Below are 24282 nucleotides of genomic sequence, written 5' to 3' on the forward strand. Positions count from 1 at the left end.
TTTAAAGTTAATACAGATCGTTGCCAACGCCAATTGAGAAACGAATACGGAAACAAATATATAAATAAAAATAATTAAGTCTATTAATTTAGTAGATTTAATTTAAAAATCTAACCGCACAAAAAAGAAAGCTCGTAAGGAGGAATATCCCATGCAAAAGCAATGGTATTCACGTTGCAAAAAAGACACAGATTCATCGAAAAAAAACGGGGGTACATTTCTCAGATGTATAGCGTGTCCTTGGGACAAAACATGAAGTTTGGGGATGTACCTAGAATACTTCGAGAATGACTCTTCCAATCTACCAAAGAATGGAATACGGGAACGATCCGCCTACGCTCGATTGTTCCCGCATAGTTATACGCTAAGCTAGCCTAGCAGCGATAAAAGCGGCTAAGTAGCTCTCAGGTTTCTCGATAACAAGCTATTGCGACTCATTAAGCTGAAGGTATTCGATCACCTTGCCATCGAGCTGCTCCACAATAAAACGGGTTCCGGTACTCACCCTGTTAACCGGAATAATGACCGATCTACAATGATCTTTTAGGATAGACCAATATGCCGCTAGATCGTCTACTACAAAGATGGCGTTAACTAAACTAGGAATCTCTAGCGCTTTCGGATCACCAAGTGCTCCTAAAATCACAAAGCGATCTACTTGGCTCAATTTGTATCCATCGTGGGCAGCGGTGAGGCTCACTTCACTACCCGACACCTTTTTATAAAATTCTACCGTTTGCTCAAAATTATCCGTCACCACTGGTAACACTACAGATTTTATTTCCATATCGTAAATATTTATATTTGATTCAAAGGTATCTCCAGAGAAGTAGCGATACAATAACTCATTTTTTTATTAGTATACAAATGTCACATAGCATCAAGGAATCCTCAACAAATCAGGCCAACAAGCAGCAACTGGCTCAGCGCTGTAATGTCAACGATACCCTAAGCTATATCGGAAAGCGCTGGCTAATGGCCATCCTGTATGAAATATCGATTGGACATAAGCAATTTTCTAGCCTAGCCGGCCAACTTACGGGCATTTCCGAGCATATACTTGCCTCAAGGGTCCGAGAGCTTGAAAAAGAATCCTTGATCACCAAAGCATTAGTACCAAATACTACGCCCACGCAAATTCATTACACAGTAACCCCAAAAGGATATGCTTTACTGGAGGTCATTGATAACCTACATCGATGGAGCGACAGCTGGAAATCCGAGCAATAAACGTAGCTCCATCACCAAAAAAAATGTAGGAATAGTAAAGCTACCATTCCTACCGTACACTTCCGCCAATAGGACTTAGCAACATGTGGCCTTACTTTCAGGGACCACAACATTACGCGTTCTACTTTTGGGCAAAGTCATTAAGATCCAGCGAAACAGTACCTTTGATATCTGCCGCATCAGCGAGCGTCATCTCCGTTATAAATTCATCCTTGGATAAGCGAAACTTTTTCATATTCACAAGCCAGTCACCGGCCTCCTCTCGGTAACCAAGCGGCAAAATAACCGTGCTACGATACCCATCTTTACGAAGACTCAGCAGCTCATCCAGCTGATCGGCAAGAAAACCCTCCATCGGCGTCGCATCAACCTTCTGCTCTGCGGCGGCGGCGATGGCTAATCCAAAAGAAATATAGCTCTGCTTTGCAGCATGATGTGCCTGCCAATCGGGCCCTGCATTTTTATAGAGCTCCAAGATCGTATTTTTATAGGCATCCATCGTGCCGTGAGGCAATCCCCGCAGATCCATCATCTCATTAAATCGTTCCGAGATGCGATCCTCGTTATAGCCATCCCAAGCAGCCCAGATCAGCAGATGCGAGCATTCGGTAATCTGACTTTGGTTATAAGCAATCGTCCTTATCTTTTCAAGCAGTGCTCTGTCGGAGATTACGATCAATTTATACTGTTGCAATCCCGAAGAAGAAGGTGCCAATCTTGCAGCTTCCAAAATGTAATCCAGTTTATCTTGGGGAACGACCTGTCCATTCATTTTCTTTGTGGCATAACGCCAATGTAAATCATTTAATAAAGCCATAGTAAATCATTAAAAATTCGATAATGACAAACTTAGCACTATTGTGTTTAGTTTTGTAACTTGGTATACAAAAGTAACGGTAACCAAAAAGTAACAAGGTAACTTATGTCGGAAAACGCATTTAATAAAGATTGTAGGAAAGATGTTAGAGCGGTTCATGATGCCATGGATGTACTTAACGGGAAGTGGAAGATTTCCGTCATTGCTGTATTATGTTATAGTAAGGAGCGCAGGTTTTCGGAAATACTTTCGGATATCGAGGGTATTTCCAATAAAATGCTAAGTAAAGAGCTCAAGGAACTTGAATCAGACCGTCTGGTCAAACGCACAGTACTCGATACCCAGCCCATAGCGGTTAGTTATGAGCTCACCCCATACGGAAAAAGTTTAAAAGAAGTGATTATGCATCTCGCCCGCTGGGGTTCGGAACATCGTCAACATATCATTGGCTAATCGTGCCATTACTACTAGAAATTGTACTTTATTTAGGCGAAATTCAAACGATCATTTTAATGAACTAGGGCCATTTTAAAAAAAAATAGAATGGAGCCACAACGGCATATCGATAAATCGAGGAAGCTCGTTTGTTGTATAGTCCTTTATAGCTAAGAGTAGATCCAAAAATTCTTCGTCAGGTAATTAACAAATCGAAACTTCCGGATTTCTATTGGATAATTCGGGTGTGTAAAACAAACTGTGTCAGTGGCTGAATTACCACCCCGCGGGGCGGTAATTCAGCCATTTTGCTTATTGCAAATCTAACACCATTCTTCCCGGAAACCAAATTGCTAATTTCTGCGCAGTAGTCCCCCAATTGGCCAGTGGCATCGTCCATTTTTTCTTAATGTTTTTATGTGCTAAATAGACCAGTTTCAATAAGGCCATATCTGAGGTGAAGGCACCTTTGGTTTTAGTTACCTTACGGACCTGGCGATGGAACCCTTCGATCGTATTAGTGGTGTATATCAATTTTCGGATGTATTTATCGTATCGGAAATAGGTGGTCAGACGATCCCAGTTACGCCGCCACGAGTCGATGACCACCGGATACTTTTCGCCCCATTTATCCTGAAGTTCATCCATCCGCAGTCCGGCAAGATCCAATGTATCGGCTCGGTACACTGGTTTTAGGTCGTTCATAAATTCCTTTTGGTCCTTACTGGCCACATACTTTAAGCTATTACGGATCTGGTGCACGACACAGGTCTGCACTTCGGTGTCGGGAAAAATACTTTGTATCGCTTCTGAAAAGCCTTTTAGATTATCGATACAGGCTATCAAGATATCCTCCACACCCCGGTTCTGTAAATCGGTCAGTACGCTCAGCCAAAAGTTAGCACCTTCATTTTCCGAAACATACATTCCCAGTAAATGCTTGTACCCATTTCGATCAATGCCAAGGATATTGTATACTGCCCGAGAAACAAAACGATGATCTTCTTTTACCTTGTAGTGCATAGCATCCATCCACACGATCGTATAAAGAGAATCTAGGCTTCTTGATTGCCATTCCTTGATCTCAGGAATGATCTTATCGGTAATGGAAGAAAGTGTACTGTGGCTGATGTCAGTGTCGTACATTTCCTTGATGTGGTTCGAAATATCACGCAGGCTTATGCCAAGACCATACGTACCTAAAATCTTCTTCTCAAGACTCTCAGCTAAAATAGTCTCGCGTTTCTTAACCAGCTGGGGCTCGAAGGTAGATCGACGATCACGGGGTGTTTCGATATCGATCGTACCATCCGAAGTTCGGATCTGCTTGCTGGACTTGCCATTACGCCGATTACCACTGGAGCGCTGGGCCTCGTCCATATGGCTCTCCATTTCAGCTTCTAACGCTGCTTCTAAAAACTTTTTCATTAATGGAGCAAAAGCTCCATTCTTGCCATAAAGTGATTCTCCGCTGCGTAACTGCTCTAGAGCTTTATCCTTCATGGACTCAAAATCAAAATCGCTTTCTTTAATACTCATAATTACTATCTCAAAAATAATATTTCTATTTATTATCCTTGACACAGTTTATTTTACAGTCTCTGTTCATTTTTTTGTTGCAATTCCAGGATTACGGGAAAGGAATCAAAACTGCGGTGATCACAAACTACACACTTTTTATTTTGAAATATCGCTGGATATTTTAAAATAACGTAAATAGGTGAGCAGATCCCAATGTGGCGCAGTGAATCCGAAATAATTGGCTCATTCACGCCGAAAGCACTGGCCAATATCTCCGAATACACAAATTCTACAAAGCAGAATTCTTACATGGTTGCTAAATGCTATAAATACCTACTTTTGAGCTTTTCCAGAACGCATAAGCTGTCATATTGCGCATTTTTATCAATACCTTTCCTTCTCCATATCTCGTTCCAAAGATGCACGGTAAAACTTTTCTCTATGTCATAATCTGGCTGAGCTGAAAAAAGTAAATCCGTTTCGTACCAACTTATGGGGCAGAACAAATTGGGGCTTTTAATATATTTTTTTGATGCATATTGCTGAACTACATAATTAAATAGATTCGGCCCTAATGTCCCCCATTCAACATCTTTAAAGTCTGATGACTCTATATAGGCCAATAATTCTTTCAAGTAATCAGCTCCGCTGGGGGATTTTATCAAACATGTAGTTATTATATTCTCTTCACCGTGTGAGTTTACCTTCTCGCTAGCAAACACATATTGCGCTCTAAAATTTAGTTTTTTAACACAAACTACATCCAAATCTGACCACCATCCTCCGTTTTGGTATAGTAACTTATATCTGAACCAATCTGAAAATGCTGCCCAAGTACTGTGGCTATCTAAAAACATGAGATCCTTTGAAATGATTGAATTTGCATCTATTAGAACCGCACCTTCAGGTACATTTTCGATTTCCTCATAAGTGTACAGATGGAAGGTATGTCCATTTTTTAAAAAAGAGGATATACACAGTCTTTCAATTTCTGACAATTTAGACCCAATCCATAACCCCTGTATAATATCATTCATAATCTTTGATTTATAATTCATTGCAAGAAAAAAACTAAAAAATATGTTTCCGCTTATCGGAACGTCTGCCATGTGGTGATATTTGATAACCCAATTTTTCAAAAGATACTATACCATACTTCAGTATTTTATCGACTTCTGCAAATTCATCCAAATTCTTTTCATAATTGACAAATCCTCTGTTATGATGTCGGCGTCTGCCATAATACCGGGTTTTAATAAGATAATTGAATCTTGCGCAGTACGATTAATTGCTATTTTGGAAAAAAAAACACTATCGCGAATTGGGATATCACTAATAAATGAAACATTTCCATGTAGATAGCCATATTCTTGATATGGATAACTCCGAACTTTTATTAGTACCTCTTGACCAACCTTGATCTTCGAAGAGTTTATCTGTGGAATAAATACTTCACCATAATACTCATCAAGATTCGGATTAATATAAAACAACTCCTCACCCGCTTTCACATACAGATTCTCTTGTAGAAAACCTCCATATACCAATTTTCCAGCAATAGGTGCAGACAGCACATGTTGACGCTTCCATGTAGCTGCCTCACTAACAAAACTATTAAAAGCTTGAGTAAATTTCTGCAGCGCTTCAAATACGTGATTATTAATCTCTGCCAACTCCCTATCCTTACTCAACAGACTATTTTGAATCATGAGAAGATTACTCTCCATTTGCGGAATACTTTGACGTTTAGATAAAAGTACAACCTCTTTTTCTTGAAGCTCTTGTGGGCTAATAATTTTTTTCTGTGCCAATGTTTTGTATCGCTCGTATTCTTCAATGGCGATATCCAATTCTTTCTGCTGCAGTTCTAAAACCTGCTTAGATCGTTCATCCTGCTGCCTAATGATTTCGACTTCGTCTTGTATAGATCTTTTACGTGTCGAATAAATACCTTTTTCAGCAGCAGCTAGGTAATTTAAATAAGCCATGTAAAAAGATTGGTAGCTTCCCTGTAGCTCACCAAGCTTCAACTCACTGGGAGAAATAATTTTCTCTAGATCAATAGATTTTGGATCATTCTCTCGCATTTTGTGCAAAGCCGTCAATAAAGACAATACTTGCAGGTGATCAGCTGTACTTTCAATGAAAGCTACTTCCTGCCCTTGTTGAACTATTGTTCCGTCATCCACTAAAATACTAAGCAAATTGCCGTCAATTGGATTTACAATTTTTTTGGGCGAAACGGGAGTTGTAAACTTCATATCTACTGTCACAATCTCAGGATAACGTATGAAAGCAGTAGCGCCGACAAGCATTACTATGGTAACAAAAATTAGGGAGATACCACGTGATAATAACCATGATGGAGTTTTAGCAATTATATCTTGAAGGTCTTCTGAGTGTAAATCTTCCTCTAACATGTCTTGTAACTTCATAAATACTAATTCCCCAATTCCAATTGATTTCTGACCAAATCGTAATAATATCCCTTTTTAGCTGCTAATTCTACATGTGTTCCTTCTTCAATGATTTTACCTCTGTCCAACACAATAATCTTATCTGCGTTCCGCACGGTACTCAAACGATGGGCAACAACTATTACAGTTCGGTTACGGAAAAATCTGTCTAACTTCTCGATGATGATTTTTTCATTGTTAGCATCCAAAGCATTTGTAGCTTCGTCGAGAAAAATAAAACTTGGGTCTTTATATACCGCTCGAGCTATCATAAGTCTTTGTTTTTGCCCTTGACTAATTCCTTTTCCTGCCGTACCGATCTTCGTCGATAAACCAAAAGGTTGATCTTCAATAAATTCCGTTAGGTTAGCAATCTCAATCGCGCGTTCAATTTTACCTTCATCGATCAATCCATCATTCACAGTGATATTTCCTTGAATTGTATCGGCAAAAATATAGTTTTCTTGTAAAACACTCCCGCAGCTATCCCTCCACAAATGATGGTCAATGTGTTCTAGTTTCTTTCCTCCAACTAAAATTTCACCAGATTCATATTCATAAAATCGTAACAGCAGTTTCAATATAGTCGTTTTACCACTACCACTGGCTCCTACAATCGCAGTTGTTTTTCCTGCGGGGAAAGTTAGATTGATTGTGTTAAAAATAGGTTCATTTCCAGCACCATAATAACGAAACGTTAAATTACGCATCTCGATGGTCGTATCTTCCGAAAGTTTCTGTACGTAATCCATTTGCACATTCTCTTCTTCTTCTGTCTGATAAATCTCATTCAGTCTTTCTAAACTTATTTTAGCATCTTGGTAGGATTGCATAAAGCCAAGTAATGACTCGACAGGACTAGAAACCATACCGACAATATATTGGGTTGCCATCATTCCACCCAATGTAAGTTCTCCTTCAATAACTGCTTTCGCAGCAATATATGTGATAAAAATATTTTTTACTTGATTAATCGCCAAAGATCCTATGGACTGATATTGGGACAACGACAGGCTTTCAACTTTAAATTTGAACAATTTGGCTTGCAGACCTTCCCATACCCAACGCTTTTGCTTTTGCGCATTATTTAATTTAATGTCTTTAACACTTTGTATCATCTCAACCATATATGTCTGGTTTTCTGACGCAATTTTAAAGCGACGGTAATCCAATTCTCGACGATATTGCATAAAAACAAGTATCCAAACCGTATACAGTACAGTAGCTACAAAGAAAACTAAGAAAATAATTTTGTTATAAACTAATAACAGTGTTCCGAATACGACCATATTCAATAATGAAAACAAACTTGTCAAAGTATCTCCTGTTATAAAAGACTCTACACGCTGTTGATCATTCATTCGTTGCATAATATCTCCGTGCGTTTTTAAGTCAAAGAAATGCATTGGAAGTCGCATAATTTTGATCAGTAAATCGGTCAAAATAGATATATTTACCCTCGTTGTAATATGCAATAATATCCAAGAGCGGATAAAACTTACTGATGTTTGTCCGATAAAAAGCATCAATTGAGCAATAAGAATAAGATTTATAAAATTGATGTTTTTAGTATTAATACCTATATCAACTACTGATTGTGTTAAAAATGGAGTGAGCAGTTGAAGTAGCGTTCCAATCAACAAACCTAATATAAGCTGAATAAATAGTTTTTTATATTTATAGAAATAACTAAATATCTTCCCCCAGCCTAGTTTAAGCTCAGCTTCCTCATCACCCAATTGATAGAAAGTAGGGCCTGGACTCAGAACAAGAGAAAGTCCAGCATGTAGTTCTTTAGTAGAAAACCAATTATTAGTGAAAACTTTTTCCTCATATACCATTAGCCCTGTTGCAGGATCAGATACATAATACTTTCCTCTTCGAATTTTGTATAATGCTACAAAATGATTCTGATTCCAGTGAAGAATGCAGGGCAACTCTATTTCTTGTAACTGATCAACAGATAAACGAATACCCTGAGTACGGAAACCGAGCTTTTCAGCTGCCTCACTAATACCTAACAAATTAACCCCCTCTTTGGTGGTCTGACATAGCTTGCGAATTTTTTGAATAGAAACAATCTGTCCATAATATTTAAAGATCATACGTAAACAGGTTGCACCACAGTCCATTTGATCCTTTTGTTTATAGTGAGGAAAGCGTTTTAGCATAAAAAAAAGCTGTAGTGTATAAATATTTTATCATCAATAAAAGTGAGGCCAACTGTTCCAATTAGCGATTATTAGTACCCTCCCCTTGTTGCATCACCTGATTCATATCTGACAGATATCTCGATATTTCCCTCACTTTTAAAATTGTGGATTCGCATCTTTCAAATTCAAATAACTGTTCACTGGATGCTGATTCGTCTATCTTTGTATCAGCAAGTTTAAAATCCTCCCCAAGGGATATAAATGGATGGATGACATATTTATTTGCGCTAAGGGAAGACAGCTTACTATCTACTAGATCTCCATCATATAACGACGCAGCTAATATTGTATCGAAAAAAGCGGAATAGATAATGGTAAATTGAGCACCCTTAAAAAGACTTATCCAGCAAAGGTTTTTGCTTACGGGTATTATCTGCTGCACCTCGTTGATACCACCTAAAATTAAATCAGCGCCTAGATAAGCGCCTTCGTAAATAGCTTCAAGTAACTCTTCTTTTTTGTACCTGTCACTAAAGAGATGATGATCTTGGCAAATGAGAATGACGTCATCTTCTTTTTCCATCGCACTTTTAATAACTACATGGATAGTTTCCCAAAGTGCCGATTCCTGATTATTGCCTGATTTCATTTCCACAAAAGACACATCCAACTCCATTTTGTCTTTAAATTGTTCATTTATATGTGCTATCCGATCTGAATGGGGTTGCTTAATAATGTAAGTCGGCAAATTCATATCATATCCTATATCATCATGCGGATAATGAGTGGTTATACTATTTTGCACATGATCATTTACGTTTTGGAGTGCTTTCCAGCGCTCCATCGTATCTGAAAACAATTTTTCGACCCTGCCTACAACATTATTTTTGTCTGTTACGTCTGAATATCCAAAATCATGTTGTACCGACAGCATCGGTACAGCGACGAATACCTTGTCAGAAAGGTTGCTAATCCAATTATCAATGATATCAAGTTCGGTAAAAGTACTTTCCAAGATTTTCTGATAAAATCGGGCATAGATCACTAAGAATTGAGCTCCAGTAAACCTATCTATCCAGTATAAGTCTTTTTCGGCTTGCAAAGCGCAGTTGAACCAACTCACTCCTCCGGCAAAGACATCTGCATCGTACTTCGCCATACGTTCCAAATACCCATTTAAAATATCAACATGATACTCAGAAGTAAATTGATGATCATCCTCACAGACCAATACATATGGAAGCTCCTGTTGTTTAGCAACAGAAATTACGTAATGTAGCGACTTATATAGACCAACTGCTGGAATAGAACTTTCGATAGCTTTTATGATGTGGATATCAAACTCACTCCTGCAATAAAATTCATTTTCTATGTAAGAACGACGATCTTTTCGTTTCTCTAAATTAATAATGTAGACAGGAATAGACAAACTCATATATTTATAATATTATGATAAGAAACAAACAGTCGGAAATAAAAAATATTAATCAAAATATTTCCAAATTGCCCCACAAACACCGAAAAAAAGCTTTTTTTTAATGAAGAAAAGCTATACAAAATTGTTAAGACTATTTATAATATTTCGGATTTTTTGCACAATCGACGATTATCCAAACAGCTGCTTTAAACTCAAAAAAAACTAAATACTACAGTTATTTTAACAAAAAACAACCGCTGCATACTACAATAGGTTGTTAATGACTTCTTTTACTTCGTCATTTCTCATAAACCCTGTGAATTTAGTTGTGAGTTCACGTTCTTTATTATATATCAGATAAGATGGAATACTTTCGAAGTCAAAATCATCCATAATTTGAATCCATTGGTCGTCTGTGAGATAATAATGTTCATTACCAATTCCTTTAATTTTTTCTTCCCATAATTTTGGGGGGGAGGAGCTATTTGTGATATATACAAACACAACATCTTTATCCAGAAATTCAGCCTTTGTATCCCTGAATTTTCTCATCGCTTCTAAGCACGGACCACACCAAGTAGCCCAAAAATCAATAAACACCACTTTGCCCTTATATTTAGAAACAATAGTCTCCATGATTTTATTATTTGGAACCTGAGGAGTTTCATTAATGACTACAGGAGACTTAACTTTGTTCAAATCAGTAACTTGTTCATTTTTTCGAAATAAGATCTTGGACACTTCGTTATTTTTCCAATATTTTGTAATATTATCTTTCTGCCTTTGAGATAATGGCTTTAGCTCTTCGTTAAGCTGCCGAGCATAGACATTTGCAGCTAAAATATCATAATAAGATCCCTCATTTAAATTTATCAAATCCGCCAAAATATCTTTCACACTGGCAATCCAAGTCGTTATCTCCTTATCTCCAATTAACGGAATGTCTAAAACTTCATCCCTCAAGATATATCTTTGAAACTCAGGGAATGCAAATCTTTGCTGAAAGTCCGGCATATTTAAATTTAGGTCTTTTAAAAAGCGATAGTAAGATCGGTCAATCTGGTGGATTTCAGGCTCGCTTTCTCTATCTTGGGTAACGTTGTAATAATTACGGGTCATTTCATTATTATAGTCCAATGCATGATGAGCATACATTAACAAACGTAATTCATCAGATATGCCTTCTTTAGCTTCTTTGGATAGTGAAGTATCTTTGTTTACAAAGATTTCCAATCTTTCAGACACAGCTCTACCAATGTAATTCAAATATTCATCTGGACTCTTATTATATAAAGGTATAGGTTCAGTTCTATAAGTTAGCATTTTATGTAAAAGCTCTATCGTCCGACTTATGTCCCTTTTATTTTGCAAAGGTTTAACTTCTGTAAATTTTGCATTAAGAGATGAATCATAACTTATGTTAACTTTGGTAACATTTCCATTTAGTACTTCGATTGTAAAAACCTTACTAGGATCTATATCCGCATACAACGAAACAATAGTTTTCTTGGCTTCCACATCAAATTCCAAAGAAAAATTGCCAGATCGATCGACAACAGTCTCGTAATTAATGTGTTCTCCAGAAATCATATATGGAACTTGTACGATTACAGAAATATCACTTCTGTTTACATTATCAAGAGTACTAATGTCACCTGTTATTTTAGATGTGCCTGCAACAATGCTAGCAGTGTCTATACAACTTCCTCTAGTTAGCTCGCATGAAAAAATAACCAAAAGGCTACATATGCAGATGAGTTTTGTTTTCATTAATATTAATTATGATAAATACTGGTAGATCTTTCAGTAGACCTACCAGAACAAATTATTTATTACCTAACTTGTACAATGTAGTGGACCAGGAACTTCATCACAACGTCCTGTATAAGTGACGCCACCGTGAACCCATGAACAACTATCCCCTTTCTTTTTACCGCTACAGGCATCAATTTTAGGATTGTCAGAACCACTTCCCGAAAATCCACCCAGCACCGTTTTTAATTGCTCTAGGGAAAGTTTCTCGACCTCGCGAGACCCCAAATCTTTAAATGAAATCTTTTTCATTTTAATTGAAATTTAAATTGTTTAAATTTGCATCCACTCACACCGGATTGCATGATTACTTCGCAATAAGGGAGGATTGTGAGCTCCCTTTGCCCGAGTACATTTCGAACTGGCTCGGGCATATTTTATTAGTCTAATAGAATATGCTTTAGCTCTGCCACCTGATAGCTTTCTGGCAGTTCATTCCCATTAATATAGATAGTGGGAGTAGCGCGAATCTCCATATCCTTGCACCACTTAAACATCCTTTTTATTTTCGCACCTTGTTGGTTTAATTTGCCGTTCATCGGGTACTTTTCAGCAAAGGCCTCATACTTTTTTTCCTCCGTTAGATACCATTCCTCTAGTGCTTGCTGAACGACTTTTGAGCCCAAACTCTCTTCGATGGCTAACAAATGTGAAACCGGTGCTGTTTTCCTGTCATTACCATCTCCACTTGCAGTAAATATAATTCTCAATTTGACATTAGTATTATGCTGTGTGATCTCTTTTAGTGTCAGATGTATTCTTGCGCAAGGATCACAATATGGATTACAAACTTTAATAATTTCATGTTTTGCAGTAGGATTTCCGATTACGATACCTATATTTTCTACAGGAGCTATTATGGATTTACTTTTTTGTAAAAGCCAGTGGAAAATATCAGCATTGTGTCTCATTTTTTTCCATTGAATCTCGTACCTTCTACTATCTTTGGCTTTCTTTAATACAGGTATCATAAGATGACTTGCTGTAAGAAATGACGAACCGAATAGCAGCGTTACAGTAATTAAGTACCAATCAATATGGAGTGTATTGTCAGTCAAAAGATAAACGAGAGAAACACTAGTATTGATTAACAAAACCACCTGTACAGTAAGACACAGCGGGCACCATTGCTTTATAATATATCCTTGATAATAAAGAGAATATATTATAAATGGTGACGCCAACAACGAGACTGTAGACCAAAAAGCTAACTGAGATTGTAAACCTGGATATAAAATTTGTATCAGATAAAAGGAAGCAAAATACGCCCCTCCCCATACCGACCAACTTATACCTAAAAAATTAGATGACTTGGAATTCAATACAGCATTGCAACTCCTATTACGATCACTATTACGGCTACCACCACAAACCTCCTGTAAGAATGGATTATGTGCATCAATTTCATACCACATTAATAGTAGTGATGCTCCAAAACCAATAAAAGAAGCTAGAATAAATAAAAAAGAAACCCAACTATTTAATGAGGAATTACCTGAAATACATAATTGGAAACCAACCAAAAAGACAGGCGCAAAGAAAAGTAGATACGATAATTTCCTAAGTGACTTATCTCTCAACTGATGTCGCTTATGCAAATAATAGTTCACTTCGTCTTTCGCATGCTCTCCATCTAATAAGAGAATAACTTCATTAGCAAAATTTTCAAATTGACTCACATCAACTGTTAGGTTCCTACCATTTATCGGATGAAGATACGTGATACTATTTTCGTCTGCATCTTTAACAATTGTAAACATGGGACTAGGCCATTCATCTTGCTGAATTAAACAGACGAATGGCGTCTGAAAATCAGCATAGTCAAAATTTCCCTTCTTGATGGCCTCACTTTGAACACCGTATTGTAATAGCACCTCCTTTATTGCTAGAAGCGACGTAAACTCAACATGTTGATTCAATAATTGATCAACTCCCATATCGGTGAATTTAATATTGAAATGCTTCAATATTGCCTTTAAAACCACATAAGAATTATATTTCTCCTTTCGAAGATATTTAAGAATATGAAACATAGATTTAGCAATTGACTAACAGTCTTGATATCTCAAACATATGAAAAAAAAAACAGAAACTCATTATAAATAAATATAAATACACCATTATTTTTATAACTAAAATAATATAAAAACGTGCATAATGTTAAAAAATATAGCCCAAAATAACTTCTAATTCGATTAAGCAACGCTTCTCCAATCGATGAAATAACTTAAAAATAATTTTCGATTTCTAATAAAAACATAACTTATTTCTATTTTCCTATAATTTCATCAGGAATAAATAGAAATCTTATCAAACAGCGCCCCTTTACCTACTCTTTTTCACAGCCTATTAAAGGGCATTAATAAGTTTGACTTTACAATACTATAAACTCCAATTTATGATTACCAACTATGCACTAGTCTCACGAAAGAATCAGAATATCCAAATCACATTGATATTTTGAAAAGGAATGTTTATACTAAAGTCCTCACTTGCATAGTGATTGGCGTATGTGAGCATCGTCATGGTTTTCGGGATTTATTAAATTCTGTTCGACGCGACGATATAGTAGTTTATAAATCAGATTAAATTTGCAGGTCACTGAAAATTACCTCAAATAATATTATAATTTTCGCAGCATTTTTGCGGCAATAATTTTCTATAAAACCCATGTAACAAACTAAAAAAACAGTTAAAACAGTTCAAATCCCACCCTAATTATCCACTAGTTTCAACATGACTTTACTGTTAGACACAATATAACTTGGCTATCTCTCAATAAACTTATCTCAATTACAAAGAAAGCAGAAAAGGCCTACAAGAGACCTTCATCTCTAAAGGAATAATATCCCTTAGCGGTCAAAATAATATGATCATTTAAATTAATATTCAGCAGCTTCCCAGCAGCATCAACCTGTCTAGTCAATACGCGATCCGCTTCGCTAGGTTTCATCGTACCACTCGGATGGTTATGTGCGATTACAATCGAGGCGCTCCTACACAACAGTGCCGTTGAGAACAGTAGCCTCATATCCACTAAGATGGCATCCATTCCGCCGTCAGCTACCTTTTGAAAACCTAGTAAGTCCAATCTACTCGAGAAACACAATAAGTAAAAAGATTCCCTGACTTCCATTTCATCGGAATTCCAGATGGATCTCAGCAAAGCAGCTACCTTGGCAGAACTGTTAATACTATAGCATCCCATATCGACAATTACCGAAGATTTCCGGTAAGTCAACGCTAGTTCATTCACGTATCCGCTGTTTACATTCTGCTTAATTTGATTTTTTAAATGAAGAGTTTTCATGTGCTTTAAAGTTGAAGTGAAACAAAAAATTAATTAACACTTCACCACCACGAGCCTAAGGGAGACTAAGCAAACATGACTCAGAAAAAAATGAACAGCGTGATGGAGGCTCCATGGCAAGCATGGATACCCATTTTTTTTAAAGGCTTGTTTAGCGGCTAGGCAACCCAAGAACGGCCGCGTGTCGAGCTGGCGAAGTAACTTTGTGCTTAATTAATAGTTGTCGTCTCGTTAGGCATTAAAAAAATGAAGGAGAATTAACAAAACTTAATAAATGGGGCTAGGTAGAATGTATACCTTTGGCAGCACACAAAACAATAAAGCATGAAAGAATTAATCGAAAAAATCGCGGCAGAATTTGAAGCATTTAAAACCGATGCAGACACGAAATTGGAAAAAGGCAGCAAAGCAGCAGGTGGCAGAGCACGCAAATCCTCCCTTAACTTAGAAAAACTTCTTAAAGAATTCCGTAAGAGTTCGCTAGAAGAAAGCAAAAAATAAAAAAAAGATGCCCCGATGATTTAGTGTTCCCTCGGGGCATTTTTCTTTTAGCAAGTCTATCACTAACCCAATATCGGCCTTCTTATAAAAGGTAGAGTAAATCAGGCTACCAATCCCCAAAATATCGTTTCCACCTACTTATCAGCCCTAAATCAGGCAGATATTGACGAGGCCGCAGTCTCCATTTTTTATCCTTCTCACCTGTAAGCTTCGACCAAGCAATGGCTGATGCGATTCCGCACGTCCAATAGCCCGCAGTTTCCCCAACCACCCTCGCTAGCTTTCCTTCCTAAATAGGCCAATTCTCCAACATTGCCCTTACCCATAACCCGCAAATTGGCAGTAGCTTAAATACAGCCTAATCCCTACAAAAACAACCAATATACCAGCCCTACTCCGTCATCTTCTCTCCAAAAAACTTACAAAAATCCTAAAAAAACTGCCTTACCCATTGGCAGAGCTTGGCAAAACATCCCAAAATCATGGCGCAACTTTGCTTTACAGGCCGGCCAGCCAAGATGGTTACACAGATAAAGCAAACGACTATGAACATTGACAGAATAGAATTTAATAGCTGGATGGAAAGGATCGTGCAGCGCATGGATATGCTCGAGGACTCCCTTCGCCAGGCTGAACGAAACCGAACGAGCGTTGATGGCGAAGAGCTCCTAGACAATCAGGACGTGTTGCAGATGCTAAAAATATCCACCCGCTCTCTGCAGCGCTACCGCTCCTCGGGCAGACTGCCCTATTACACAATCAGCGGAAAACTCTACTACAAGCTCTCGGATGTGCACGAGTTTATCCGCTCAAGCTTCAACCAATCCCCGGTGCGCAGGAAAGACAAGCGGTGACAAAGAAAGCGCTGCTGCGACACGAAGCGATAAGCTAGCGCATCCATCCTACTTTCGATAAGCAAACATAGGTTAACCATGCAAGAAAAGACAAACAGAGAAAACATGGAGCAAAAAGCAAGCGATATGCTGCTTGTGCTGGATAAGGCATTAAAAAAGATCATGGCAGTAAAAGGCATAAGCAAAGATGGTCAGCTCCAGACGGTCGAGCCGCTGGAAAAGAATAAAAACCAGTTTTTAAAGATCGATAAGCAGGGAGATCCCCTATCGAACTTCTTTAACAATTTCGCTAGCCAGCTGGACAACCCCACAAACTTTTCCTTCTACCGTATTCCCCTGACCAGCTTATCCTGGGCCAGAGGATCTCTGCAGCAGCACGCGCTGAGCGAAAGTGAGCAAAGCAAAGATTTTCTAGCCATGCATGCAATCGACTTTACGCAAACAAATAACAAAAAAACCGATAAGATGAAAACAGCACAAAACACAGAAACCTCCAGCGAATACCGCTATCAGCCTGAGCAGATCGACTGGAAAACGATGAACAACATTGGCCTTGGAAAAGAGCGCCTAGAAAAATTGAACCTCCTTGATCCGCTCCTGCGCGGCTTTAAAACCAATCAACTTGTGCCCTTAACGCTAAATCTTGGTACGGCGGTCACCCGGCTAGAGGCTAGGCTATCCCTCCAAAAGAGCGATAACGATCAGGTCGTTCTGGCCATCCATGGTGTTCGCAAGGAGCCGCAACTAAATAGCCGCTTTTTTGGACACGAGTTTAGCCAAGACGATAAAGACAACCTGCTGAAAACCGGCAACATGGGGCGCGTGGTCAATTTGACCAATCCCAAGACCGGGGAAGCAACGCCCTCGATGATAAGCGTGGACCGCTTTACCAACGAGCTGGTGTCCATGCGCGTGGATAGGTTGAAGGCGCCCGATGAAATCAAGGGGGTCAAGCTTAGTGAGCCGCAAAAGCAGACCCTGCTAGAGGGTAAGCCGCTACACCTACAAGGCATGATCTCTAAAAAGGGAGACCCGTTCGATGCGACCATCCAGTTCAATGCCGATAAGCGGCACGTCGAGTTCATCTTTGATCGCTCGGAGCTACGTCAGCAATTACAAAACACGCCACAGAACACCTTGCAAGAACCACCGAAAACCTTCCGAGGAAAGGAGCTCAGCGATGAGCAGTACAAGAACTTCGCTGCCGGGCAGACCGTCTACATGGATAACCTGATCGATAAGAAAGGTCAAAACTATCAAGGATACATCACGCTAAACAAAGATACCGGTAGAACCGACTTCTCGTTCCAGAATCCCGAGCAGCTAAAAAGCCAGGCCAAACCTGTGGAAGCCTCCAAAACGCAGACCGCGGTAAATTCCGAGGGCAAGAGCAATGAGGCGACCAAGAATATCAAGGAGCCGCTCAAAAATGCGCAGCAGACAGCAACTAGCGAGCAGCAAAAGCCCGCTAAATCCAAGGGACGCAAAATGTAAGAACAATGATTACCATACTAGCAGAAAAGCCGAGTGTTGCGCGCGAAATTGCGCGCGCGGTCGGCGCAACAAAAAACCAAGATGGCTACTTATCGGGAAACGGCTATCAGGTGAGCTGGGCGATCGGCCATCTTATAGATCTGGCCATGCCCGAGGACTACCTCACTGAAGGCTCGTCTCCCACAGCCGAGCTGCCCATTATTCCTGATCCCTTTACCCTACGTGTTCGCCGAACAAAAGATAAGAAAGCCTACAATGATGATCCAGCCGCGAGCAAGCAGTTAAAGGTGATCAAAAAGCTTTTTCAAACTTGTGAAAGCATCATCGTCGCAACCGACGCAGGAAGAGAGGGCGAGCTAATCTTTCGCTATATCTACCAGTACCTTGAATCCAAGACGCCCTTCCAGCGCCTATGGATCAGTTCGCTCACCCAAAAAGCCATTATGGATGGCCTTACTAATCTGCAGCCGGGAAAAAACTACGATCGCTTATATCATTCGGCCAAAGCGCGAAGTGAAGCTGACTGGCTCATTGGTATCAATGCCAGCCGAGCGCTGAGCATCGCTGCCGCAGAGCGGGCGCACTCATTAGGACGTGTGCAAACGCCTACCCTTGCTTTAATATGCAAGCGTCACAAGGAACATGAACATTTCATTTCCAGCAGTTGCTGGCAGATCGAGCTTAGCCATAATAAAGAGGGTGTAGCTTTTAAAAGCCTTTCGATAGGCCAGTGGAAAAGTAGGCAGGAAGCCCAATCCACTTTAACGTCCCTAGAGCGAAAAGACAGCTTCCTGCTAGTCAGCAAGCTCGATAAAAAACGTATGGAGGAACAGCCGCCTCTTCTGTTTGATTTGACCGGACTTCAAAAACAGGCTAATAAGCAATTAAACCTTACTGCACAAGAGACTTTGGATATTGCCCAAAAACTTTATGAAAAGCGTTTTATCTCCTATCCGCGTACCTCCTGCGAATATATTCCCGAAGACCTCTGGCCGGCAATCCCCGGACTGATCTTGCTACTTGGCCAGCGGGAAAGCTGCAGCAGAGCTTCCGGCACGCTGCGTCTAGAAAGACCAAACAAACGCATCGTGAATAGCCAGAAGATAACCGACCATCACGGTTTGCTGATTACCGAAGTCCTGCCAACAGCCCTGAGCGCAAAAGAAAACGCAGTATACGATATGATTGCCCTGCGCATGCTGGAAGCACTGGCAACCCTGTGCGTAAAAGAACACAGCCAAGTGGAGCTGCAAGCTGCAAACCATGCTTTTATTGCAAAAGGCAGTCGCATGATTCAGCAGGGATGGCGCGCTGTGCGTGGCATCTTCAGTGAGGATGATCAGCCTAATGAAAGCCTCCCCGAGTTCAGCGAAGGGGATACCCTAAAAATTGGCGAAAGCAATCTTAAAGAAAAAAGAACTAAAGCCCCGGCTTTATACACCGAGGCCAGCCTGCTTACCGCGATGGAAACAGCCGGAAAAACCTTACAAACGCAAAACGAGCGAAAGGTACTCCAGCAGCTCGGTCTAGGCACTGCGTCCACCCGAGCAGCTATCATGGAGACTCTAATTAATCGCGGATACATTGAGCGGCGCAAAAAAGCCATCCTGCCCACCAATAAAGGACGCGAGATTTATGAGCAGATCAAAGATCTGCTGATCGCTTCTCCCGAGATGACCGCCAAGTGGGAACTCGCCTTGCAAGAGATCGAAACCGGCAAAATGGATGCTGGAGAGTTCGCTGCGCAGATTACGGACTATACCCGGCAGGTTACTAGCGAGCTTAAGGCGATTAATCTTCCAGACAATCAAATAACCGATCTAAGCTGCCCAAAATGCAAGATTGAAAAGCTGCACCTCAATGATCGGCAAATTCGATGCAGCAGTGCCGCTTGTGGCTGGAAACAATACCGCATGATCTGCGGGGTGCAGCTTAGCCCGGAGGATCTCAAGCAGCTTGTTACCAAGAACAAAACCGGACTTATCAAGGGCCTCAAAGGTCGATCAGGAAAATCCTTTGATGCGCAGCTCGTACTAAATGATCAGGCCGTAAGCAGCTTCGAATTCCCAAGAAGATAAGATCGTACAATAAAGATTAAAATAAATCTTACAAAACTAATAATAAACAAATAGCAACGATTATGTCTAGTAAAACTTCAAAGAATATGTCTTACTTTAAGCAACGTCTACAAGAGCTACTCTTCAGCAGCTTCCCCGAATTAGCCCATGACCAAAAGTTTATTGAGCAGCGCTCTAAGTGGGCAGCCAATGCCTATGAAGGGGCATTTCTCGCCGGGAATCCCGTTATCGAGTGCGAGCAGATTGCCAGCGAGATCCTGTTTGAAGGGCTCTATTTCTCACGCTTTGATACCGTCTTTCAGATTGTCTGCAACGAGTTTGACCGTTTGATGGCTGACGAGGAACTTCGCCCCTTTGCGCTGCGTATGCTGGCGGTATGCAGACCCACCTTTAACAAATACGAGCTTAGCGACGACCTCAGTTACAGCCCGAACTTCGATGAACTCTATAGTGAGCTAACCGGCGAGATCGCCCTATGGATTGCTGAGCATGGCCTTCAATAAGCGAAGGGCACTGCAGGACAACATTATCGCCCTACAGACCGCCTTCACCCTAGAGTCCGAAGGTAGACCGGCCAGCCATCATGAAATGGAGCAGCTGCGCCGCTACCACGGATTCGGAGGATTGAAGTTTATCCTCAATGCGGCTAGCAAACCCGAAGATATCGCAGCTTGGCCTAAAGCAGATCGGAGCTATTTTACTTTAACTAACGAGCTTTATAGCCTTCTAAAAAAGCACAGTAAAGATGATCAAGATTACAAAATAAAGCTGGATAGCATGCGCAGCTCCGTGCTATCCAGTTTCTATACGCCACCTCCCCTAACAAAGGCTATCGCGACAGCGTTCTTGCAGCACGGCATCCAACTGGGCAACATATTAGAGCCCTCGGCTGGAGTAGGTGTCTTTCTTGATGCTTTTGCGGGGCAGCCAAACATTCAGACAACAGCATATGAAAAGGATATGCTGACTGGGATGATCTTGGGGCAGTTACACCCTAGCTCCCGGATTCATATTAAGGGGTTTGAAGAGATCCCGCAACGGGATCATCTTAGCTACGATCTGGTGGTTGGTAATATTCCTTTTGGTGAAGCATCGGTTTTTGACCTATCCTATTCCCGAGGCAAGGATATAACAAAAAAGCAAGCAGCACAAAACATCAGCAATTACTTCTTTATCAAAGGAGCAGATATGCTTCGCGAAGGCGGCATTTTAGCCTTTATCAGCTCGCAGAGCCTGATGAATGGCAAGCATAATCAGCCTATCCGGCAAGCTTTGCTCGGCGAAAATAATCTTATCGCAGCCTTTCGACTGCCAAATAACCTGTTTACCGATCATGCGGGCACGCAGGTTGGCAGTGATCTAACCATCTTACAACGTAATTCAAATAAACAATCACTAAATACTAAAGAACAAGCATTTATAACCAATACAATTGGAGATCATGGCGAACCAACAAACGCATACTTCGATGATCACGCAAACATTATCCATACCCAGCAAAAGCTTGGCAAAGATCCCTATGGGCGCACAGCGATGCTCTATTTACGCGATGGGGGCGTCGAAGCGATAGCGAAAGATTTACTTAAAGGTCTCTCCAAAGCACTAAGTGACAACTTTAAACAAGATCTGTATCTAGCAACAGCATCAACCGAAATAAAAACATTAGGCAATGACATACAAAAACCTACAAATGAAATTATTAAAATAGAAAAATTAAATAAAGATATTGAAACTAATATCCATGATAGCCAGCCAGAAAAGCCGAAGCAGCTGAGTATTTTCGATCAACATGATAGTGAGCTCCCTCCAAATAGCAAAAACCCCAAGTCTATTGCCAAAGCGAAATTAAACCGTACCCAAACAAGCAAAAAACCTAGTCCGGCACTGATCCAAGGAAACTTGTTTGCTACAGCACAAGATCAGCGTCTATCAACCGACATTAGCAGTACAGCAAATGCACCTCAAAATACTAAAAACAAACAAGATAACCAAGTAGAAAGTAAGATCTAAAATCTTAACCAAAAGCCAACATCGGAGCTACGTTCAAGGCTTTTAAATCCAGTTCCGTATACAGGAATAATGCAACCCTATCATCGGGAGAACTGTTTTATTTTACAAGACCAGCAGTTAGGCAATCTCCGCGGACTAAGCAGCGGCAATCCACCAACCTTTCATCCATTAAACCTCCCCTCCCATCAAAGTCGGAGAGCAAAAGTCTATATAGAACTTCGAGACGTTTATTATGCGCTTTACCATACCGAATCTAATGCCCAGCAGGAGCAGCCCGAAATGCGTGAGAAGCTTAATACAGCATACGAACTTTTTGTAAAGCAATATGGGAGGCTCAATAGTGCTGAAAATATCAAACTCATAAAGAGCGATAGCGCTGGAAGGGAGATCCCCTATCTAGAGCGCACTGTTGGCGGAGTGATCCATAAGGCGGATATCTTCCATCGTCCGGTAAGCTTCTCCACAAAAAATATAGCATCGGAGAACCCGCAAGAGGCGCTTGCTGCATCCCTAAACAAGCATGCAAAAGTAGAACTGGCCTATATGTCTCAAGTAAGCGGATTACCAACCGATGTCCTTAAGAAAGGCTTAAAAGATCATATCTACTTTAATCCCATAGATGGGGATTACCAAATTGCCGAGCGCTGGATCGCGGGTAACGTGATTGACAAGGCTAACTTTGTGCGCGACTACCTTAAAAACCAACCCGAGAACACCGAGGTCAAAGACAGTCTGCAAGCCCTTGAAAAAGCCCCACCGCAGCCTATAGCCTTTGAAGAGCTAGACTTCAATCTTGGGGAACGCTGGATTGCGGCAAGCACTTATGGCCGCTTTGCCTCGCAGCTATTTGATACGGACGTTAATATCCACTACTCGGAAACCTTGGACGACTTTAACATCAGCTGCGCTAGAAAGAACGTACATATCCTAGATAAATTTGCCATCAAATGCTACAAATTAATGGTGTTGTCCAGCAATCCCCTGTTGAGGCGTTGGGCGCTAAGCTAAACGAGATCGCTAGCAAAGCACGTAGAGGCTCCGAGGGAAAATTTATAGGAAGTCTATACGGGTTTCAGCTCGGTCTAAAAACCGAGGTATCACAAAAAGAAGGTTCGGAAATCTATCTCAATCGCTTTTTTATTCGTGGTGAAGGGCAGCTCAGCTACAACTACAACAACGGTATTATGGCTAAAGACCCCGAAACCGCAGCCATGCATTTCCTAAAAGCTTTAGAGAAAATTCCCAATTACATCCAGAAGCAACAAAAAACTATCGCCGGGCTAAGAAAGGATATCCTCGTACTAAAAACGGTTGTTGATAGTTACTGGATCAAAGAAGACATGCTATCAAATACAAAGACACAGATTGCTGCAATTGAAAGAAAAATCCATCTTGTTATCACGCAACAAAAAAAAGAAAACGACAATGATATAGAACAAACCATTGGTCAAAACTATGAGCAGAGCCCGCAAAAAGTGCAAACGCATACAAAAAAGCTTAACTGATGTCGCCAGATGCTTAAATTCTTCAACTTCAATTTAGTCTTCCACGTCTTCGTACATCCTTGTATCAAGACTCGAAATAGAGCGGTCATATCCGACAGCAGCAGCAGAACTATTTTTACGTGACTTCACACGATGATCACTCCACCTGTCCATTATCGCCAAAGCGAATGTAACGACTGCCATTAATGCCACTAAAATTTCTAACAATGATCCCATGCTATACACAACGATTTATCGAGTGCAATCGCAGTACAAAGATAATGCCTATTTTGATTTGGGAAGTACAAGTGAACGGTAAGGCAATTCTTTTGTCCACCGCATATAAGCCCGTGAGAGAAAAAAGTAAAATGGAAAATAAGACTAGGGCAATAACCTTTTTCCTGATGCCCTTGCTAGGCTACCATATTAAGGGATTGTAAAAGTATGGTTTTATTTAATGCGAGAAAACCTTTTGGTTTGCTTAACGTTCAAATATTGGATTTAATACTATGAGTGAATTCCCTAGCGCGAGGCTGGGGATTTTTGTTTAAACCCTTTCCTGAACACCAATCTTATACTGTGCTACGTAACCTATGCCAAGCAGCATAACAGCTATTATTGTAAATTAATGCTAACGTAGACGACTGTCACGCTTTGCAATATCTGCTGCGACTCCACCGATAGGACCCGCAGCATCCAGTGCCCTAACG

At 40.3% G+C, this 24282-nt stretch carries 21 protein-coding genes; 10 read left to right on the plus strand and 11 right to left on the minus strand.

The genetic code is table 11. The features are described from left to right. Window positions 1-424: 424 nt before the first annotated feature. Window positions 425-787, minus strand: a complete 363-nt coding sequence (locus tag SCB77_RS01500; RefSeq protein ID WP_320184665.1) for a hypothetical protein — start codon at window positions 785-787, stop codon at window positions 425-427. A gap of 80 nt (window positions 788-867) precedes the next feature. On the opposite strand from SCB77_RS01500, the gene SCB77_RS01505 reads away from it, so the two are divergent. Beyond that, window positions 868-1230 (plus strand): winged helix-turn-helix transcriptional regulator, encoded by a 363-nt coding sequence (locus SCB77_RS01505; protein WP_320184666.1) that lies wholly within the window; start codon window positions 868-870, stop codon window positions 1228-1230. Between the two features lie 121 nt (window positions 1231-1351). On the opposite strand, the gene SCB77_RS01510 is transcribed toward SCB77_RS01505, so the two are convergent. Continuing rightward, window positions 1352-2047: a nitroreductase family protein gene (locus SCB77_RS01510; RefSeq protein ID WP_320184667.1), complete on the minus strand. Its 696-nt coding sequence runs from the start codon at window positions 2045-2047 to the stop codon at window positions 1352-1354. A 105-nt stretch (window positions 2048-2152) separates the two neighbouring features. Between SCB77_RS01510 and SCB77_RS01515 the strand changes: the two genes are divergently transcribed. Beyond that, a complete protein-coding gene (locus tag SCB77_RS01515; RefSeq protein ID WP_320184668.1) occupies window positions 2153-2500 on the plus strand; it encodes a winged helix-turn-helix transcriptional regulator in 348 nt (115 codons plus the stop codon). Between the two features lie 294 nt (window positions 2501-2794). Here SCB77_RS01515 and SCB77_RS01520 read toward each other — a convergent pair whose 3' ends face one another. The 9 genes from SCB77_RS01520 to SCB77_RS01560 all read right to left on the minus strand — a co-directional run bounded on the left by SCB77_RS01520 (window position 2795) and on the right by SCB77_RS01560 (window position 15151). Then, window positions 2795-4021: an IS256 family transposase gene (locus SCB77_RS01520; protein ID WP_320184669.1), complete on the minus strand. Its 1227-nt coding sequence runs from the start codon at window positions 4019-4021 to the stop codon at window positions 2795-2797. 305 nt (window positions 4022-4326) lie between these two features. Then, the gene (locus SCB77_RS01525; protein WP_320184670.1) at window positions 4327-5112 is read right to left on the minus strand and encodes a glycosyltransferase; all 786 of its coding nucleotides are present in this window, start codon (window positions 5110-5112) and stop codon (window positions 4327-4329) included. A gap of 48 nt (window positions 5113-5160) precedes the next feature. Beyond that, a complete protein-coding gene (locus SCB77_RS01530) occupies window positions 5161-6423 on the minus strand; it encodes an HlyD family secretion protein (protein ID WP_320184671.1) in 1263 nt (420 codons plus the stop codon). A 20-nt stretch (window positions 6424-6443) separates the two neighbouring features. After that, window positions 6444-8630, minus strand: a complete 2187-nt coding sequence (locus tag SCB77_RS01535) for a peptidase domain-containing ABC transporter (protein ID WP_320184672.1) — start codon at window positions 8628-8630, stop codon at window positions 6444-6446. Window positions 8631-8691: 61 nt separating this feature from the next. Then, entirely contained in the window at window positions 8692-10047 is a 1356-nt protein-coding gene (locus tag SCB77_RS01540; protein WP_320184673.1) for a glycosyltransferase family 25 protein, read from the minus strand. A 246-nt stretch (window positions 10048-10293) separates the two neighbouring features. Then, window positions 10294-11799: a TlpA family protein disulfide reductase gene (locus tag SCB77_RS01545; protein WP_320184674.1), complete on the minus strand. Its 1506-nt coding sequence runs from the start codon at window positions 11797-11799 to the stop codon at window positions 10294-10296. Between the two features lie 66 nt (window positions 11800-11865). Continuing rightward, on the minus strand, window positions 11866-12093 hold the full coding sequence (locus tag SCB77_RS01550) for a hypothetical protein (protein ID WP_320184675.1): 228 nt from the start codon (window positions 12091-12093) through the stop codon (window positions 11866-11868). Window positions 12094-12221: 128 nt separating this feature from the next. Continuing rightward, window positions 12222-13874 (minus strand): vitamin K epoxide reductase family protein, encoded by a 1653-nt coding sequence (locus SCB77_RS01555; protein ID WP_320184676.1) that lies wholly within the window; start codon window positions 13872-13874, stop codon window positions 12222-12224. A gap of 782 nt (window positions 13875-14656) precedes the next feature. Beyond that, window positions 14657-15151, minus strand: a complete 495-nt coding sequence (locus tag SCB77_RS01560) for a JAB domain-containing protein (RefSeq protein WP_320184677.1) — start codon at window positions 15149-15151, stop codon at window positions 14657-14659. A gap of 324 nt (window positions 15152-15475) precedes the next feature. Here SCB77_RS01560 and SCB77_RS01565 point away from each other — a divergent pair, with 324 nt between their 5' ends. From SCB77_RS01565 to SCB77_RS01600, 8 genes are all read left to right on the plus strand, one after another. Next, complete coding sequence (locus SCB77_RS01565; protein WP_320184678.1) at window positions 15476-15652, plus strand: histone H1; 177 nt, start codon at window positions 15476-15478, stop codon at window positions 15650-15652. Window positions 15653-16197: 545 nt separating this feature from the next. Continuing rightward, the gene (locus SCB77_RS01570) at window positions 16198-16506 is read left to right on the plus strand and encodes a helix-turn-helix domain-containing protein (RefSeq protein WP_320184679.1); all 309 of its coding nucleotides are present in this window, start codon (window positions 16198-16200) and stop codon (window positions 16504-16506) included. Between the two features lie 78 nt (window positions 16507-16584). Beyond that, on the plus strand, window positions 16585-18000 hold the full coding sequence (locus SCB77_RS01575) for a DUF3945 domain-containing protein (RefSeq protein WP_320184680.1): 1416 nt from the start codon (window positions 16585-16587) through the stop codon (window positions 17998-18000). A 5-nt stretch (window positions 18001-18005) separates the two neighbouring features. Beyond that, window positions 18006-20078 (plus strand): type IA DNA topoisomerase, encoded by a 2073-nt coding sequence (locus SCB77_RS01580; RefSeq protein WP_320184681.1) that lies wholly within the window; start codon window positions 18006-18008, stop codon window positions 20076-20078. Between the two features lie 62 nt (window positions 20079-20140). Then, on the plus strand, window positions 20141-20581 hold the full coding sequence (locus SCB77_RS01585; protein WP_320184682.1) for a DUF1896 domain-containing protein: 441 nt from the start codon (window positions 20141-20143) through the stop codon (window positions 20579-20581). Next, complete coding sequence (locus SCB77_RS01590; protein WP_320184683.1) at window positions 20568-22088, plus strand: class I SAM-dependent methyltransferase; 1521 nt, start codon at window positions 20568-20570, stop codon at window positions 22086-22088. The genes SCB77_RS01585 and SCB77_RS01590 overlap by 14 nt, the downstream gene beginning before the upstream one ends. A 69-nt stretch (window positions 22089-22157) precedes the next feature. After that, window positions 22158-23096, plus strand: coding sequence for a hypothetical protein (locus SCB77_RS01595; RefSeq protein WP_320184684.1), 939 nt, complete (start codon window positions 22158-22160; stop codon window positions 23094-23096). A 176-nt stretch (window positions 23097-23272) separates the two neighbouring features. Continuing rightward, the gene (locus SCB77_RS01600; RefSeq protein WP_320184685.1) at window positions 23273-23593 is read left to right on the plus strand and encodes a hypothetical protein; all 321 of its coding nucleotides are present in this window, start codon (window positions 23273-23275) and stop codon (window positions 23591-23593) included. The last annotated feature ends 689 nt before the right edge of the window (window positions 23594-24282 follow it).

The organism is Sphingobacterium bambusae, assembly GCF_033955345.1.
Classification (GTDB): domain Bacteria; phylum Bacteroidota; class Bacteroidia; order Sphingobacteriales; family Sphingobacteriaceae; genus Sphingobacterium; species Sphingobacterium bambusae.

Bases quoted from the DNA above. Each gene is read 5' to 3' on its own strand.
- SCB77_RS01600 (WP_320184685.1), top strand. From the start codon at position 23,273: ATGGCTAAAGACCCCGAAACCGCAGCCATGCATTTCCTAAAAGCTTTA.
- SCB77_RS01520 (WP_320184669.1), bottom strand. From the start codon at position 4,021: ATGAGTATTAAAGAAAGCGATTTTGATTTTGAGTCCATGAAGGATAAA.
- SCB77_RS01510 (WP_320184667.1), bottom strand. From the start codon at position 2,047: ATGGCTTTATTAAATGATTTACATTGGCGTTATGCCACAAAGAAAATG.
- SCB77_RS01500 (WP_320184665.1), bottom strand. From the start codon at position 787: ATGGAAATAAAATCTGTAGTGTTACCAGTGGTGACGGATAATTTTGAG.
- SCB77_RS01535 (WP_320184672.1), bottom strand. From the start codon at position 8,630: ATGCTAAAACGCTTTCCTCACTATAAACAAAAGGATCAAATGGACTGT.
- SCB77_RS01565 (WP_320184678.1), top strand. From the start codon at position 15,476: ATGAAAGAATTAATCGAAAAAATCGCGGCAGAATTTGAAGCATTTAAA.
- SCB77_RS01555 (WP_320184676.1), bottom strand. From the start codon at position 13,874: ATGTTTCATATTCTTAAATATCTTCGAAAGGAGAAATATAATTCTTAT.
- SCB77_RS01585 (WP_320184682.1), top strand. From the start codon at position 20,141: ATGTCTAGTAAAACTTCAAAGAATATGTCTTACTTTAAGCAACGTCTA.
- SCB77_RS01515 (WP_320184668.1), top strand. From the start codon at position 2,153: ATGTCGGAAAACGCATTTAATAAAGATTGTAGGAAAGATGTTAGAGCG.
- SCB77_RS01540 (WP_320184673.1), bottom strand. From the start codon at position 10,047: ATGAGTTTGTCTATTCCTGTCTACATTATTAATTTAGAGAAACGAAAA.
- SCB77_RS01550 (WP_320184675.1), bottom strand. From the start codon at position 12,093: ATGAAAAAGATTTCATTTAAAGATTTGGGGTCTCGCGAGGTCGAGAAA.
- SCB77_RS01580 (WP_320184681.1), top strand. From the start codon at position 18,006: ATGATTACCATACTAGCAGAAAAGCCGAGTGTTGCGCGCGAAATTGCG.
- SCB77_RS01530 (WP_320184671.1), bottom strand. From the start codon at position 6,423: ATGTTAGAGGAAGATTTACACTCAGAAGACCTTCAAGATATAATTGCT.
- SCB77_RS01575 (WP_320184680.1), top strand. From the start codon at position 16,585: ATGCAAGAAAAGACAAACAGAGAAAACATGGAGCAAAAAGCAAGCGAT.
- SCB77_RS01595 (WP_320184684.1), top strand. From the start codon at position 22,158: ATGCAACCCTATCATCGGGAGAACTGTTTTATTTTACAAGACCAGCAG.
- SCB77_RS01560 (WP_320184677.1), bottom strand. From the start codon at position 15,151: ATGAAAACTCTTCATTTAAAAAATCAAATTAAGCAGAATGTAAACAGC.
- SCB77_RS01590 (WP_320184683.1), top strand. From the start codon at position 20,568: ATGGCCTTCAATAAGCGAAGGGCACTGCAGGACAACATTATCGCCCTA.
- SCB77_RS01505 (WP_320184666.1), top strand. From the start codon at position 868: ATGTCACATAGCATCAAGGAATCCTCAACAAATCAGGCCAACAAGCAG.
- SCB77_RS01545 (WP_320184674.1), bottom strand. From the start codon at position 11,799: ATGAAAACAAAACTCATCTGCATATGTAGCCTTTTGGTTATTTTTTCA.
- SCB77_RS01570 (WP_320184679.1), top strand. From the start codon at position 16,198: ATGAACATTGACAGAATAGAATTTAATAGCTGGATGGAAAGGATCGTG.
- SCB77_RS01525 (WP_320184670.1), bottom strand. From the start codon at position 5,112: ATGGCAGACGTTCCGATAAGCGGAAACATATTTTTTAGTTTTTTTCTT.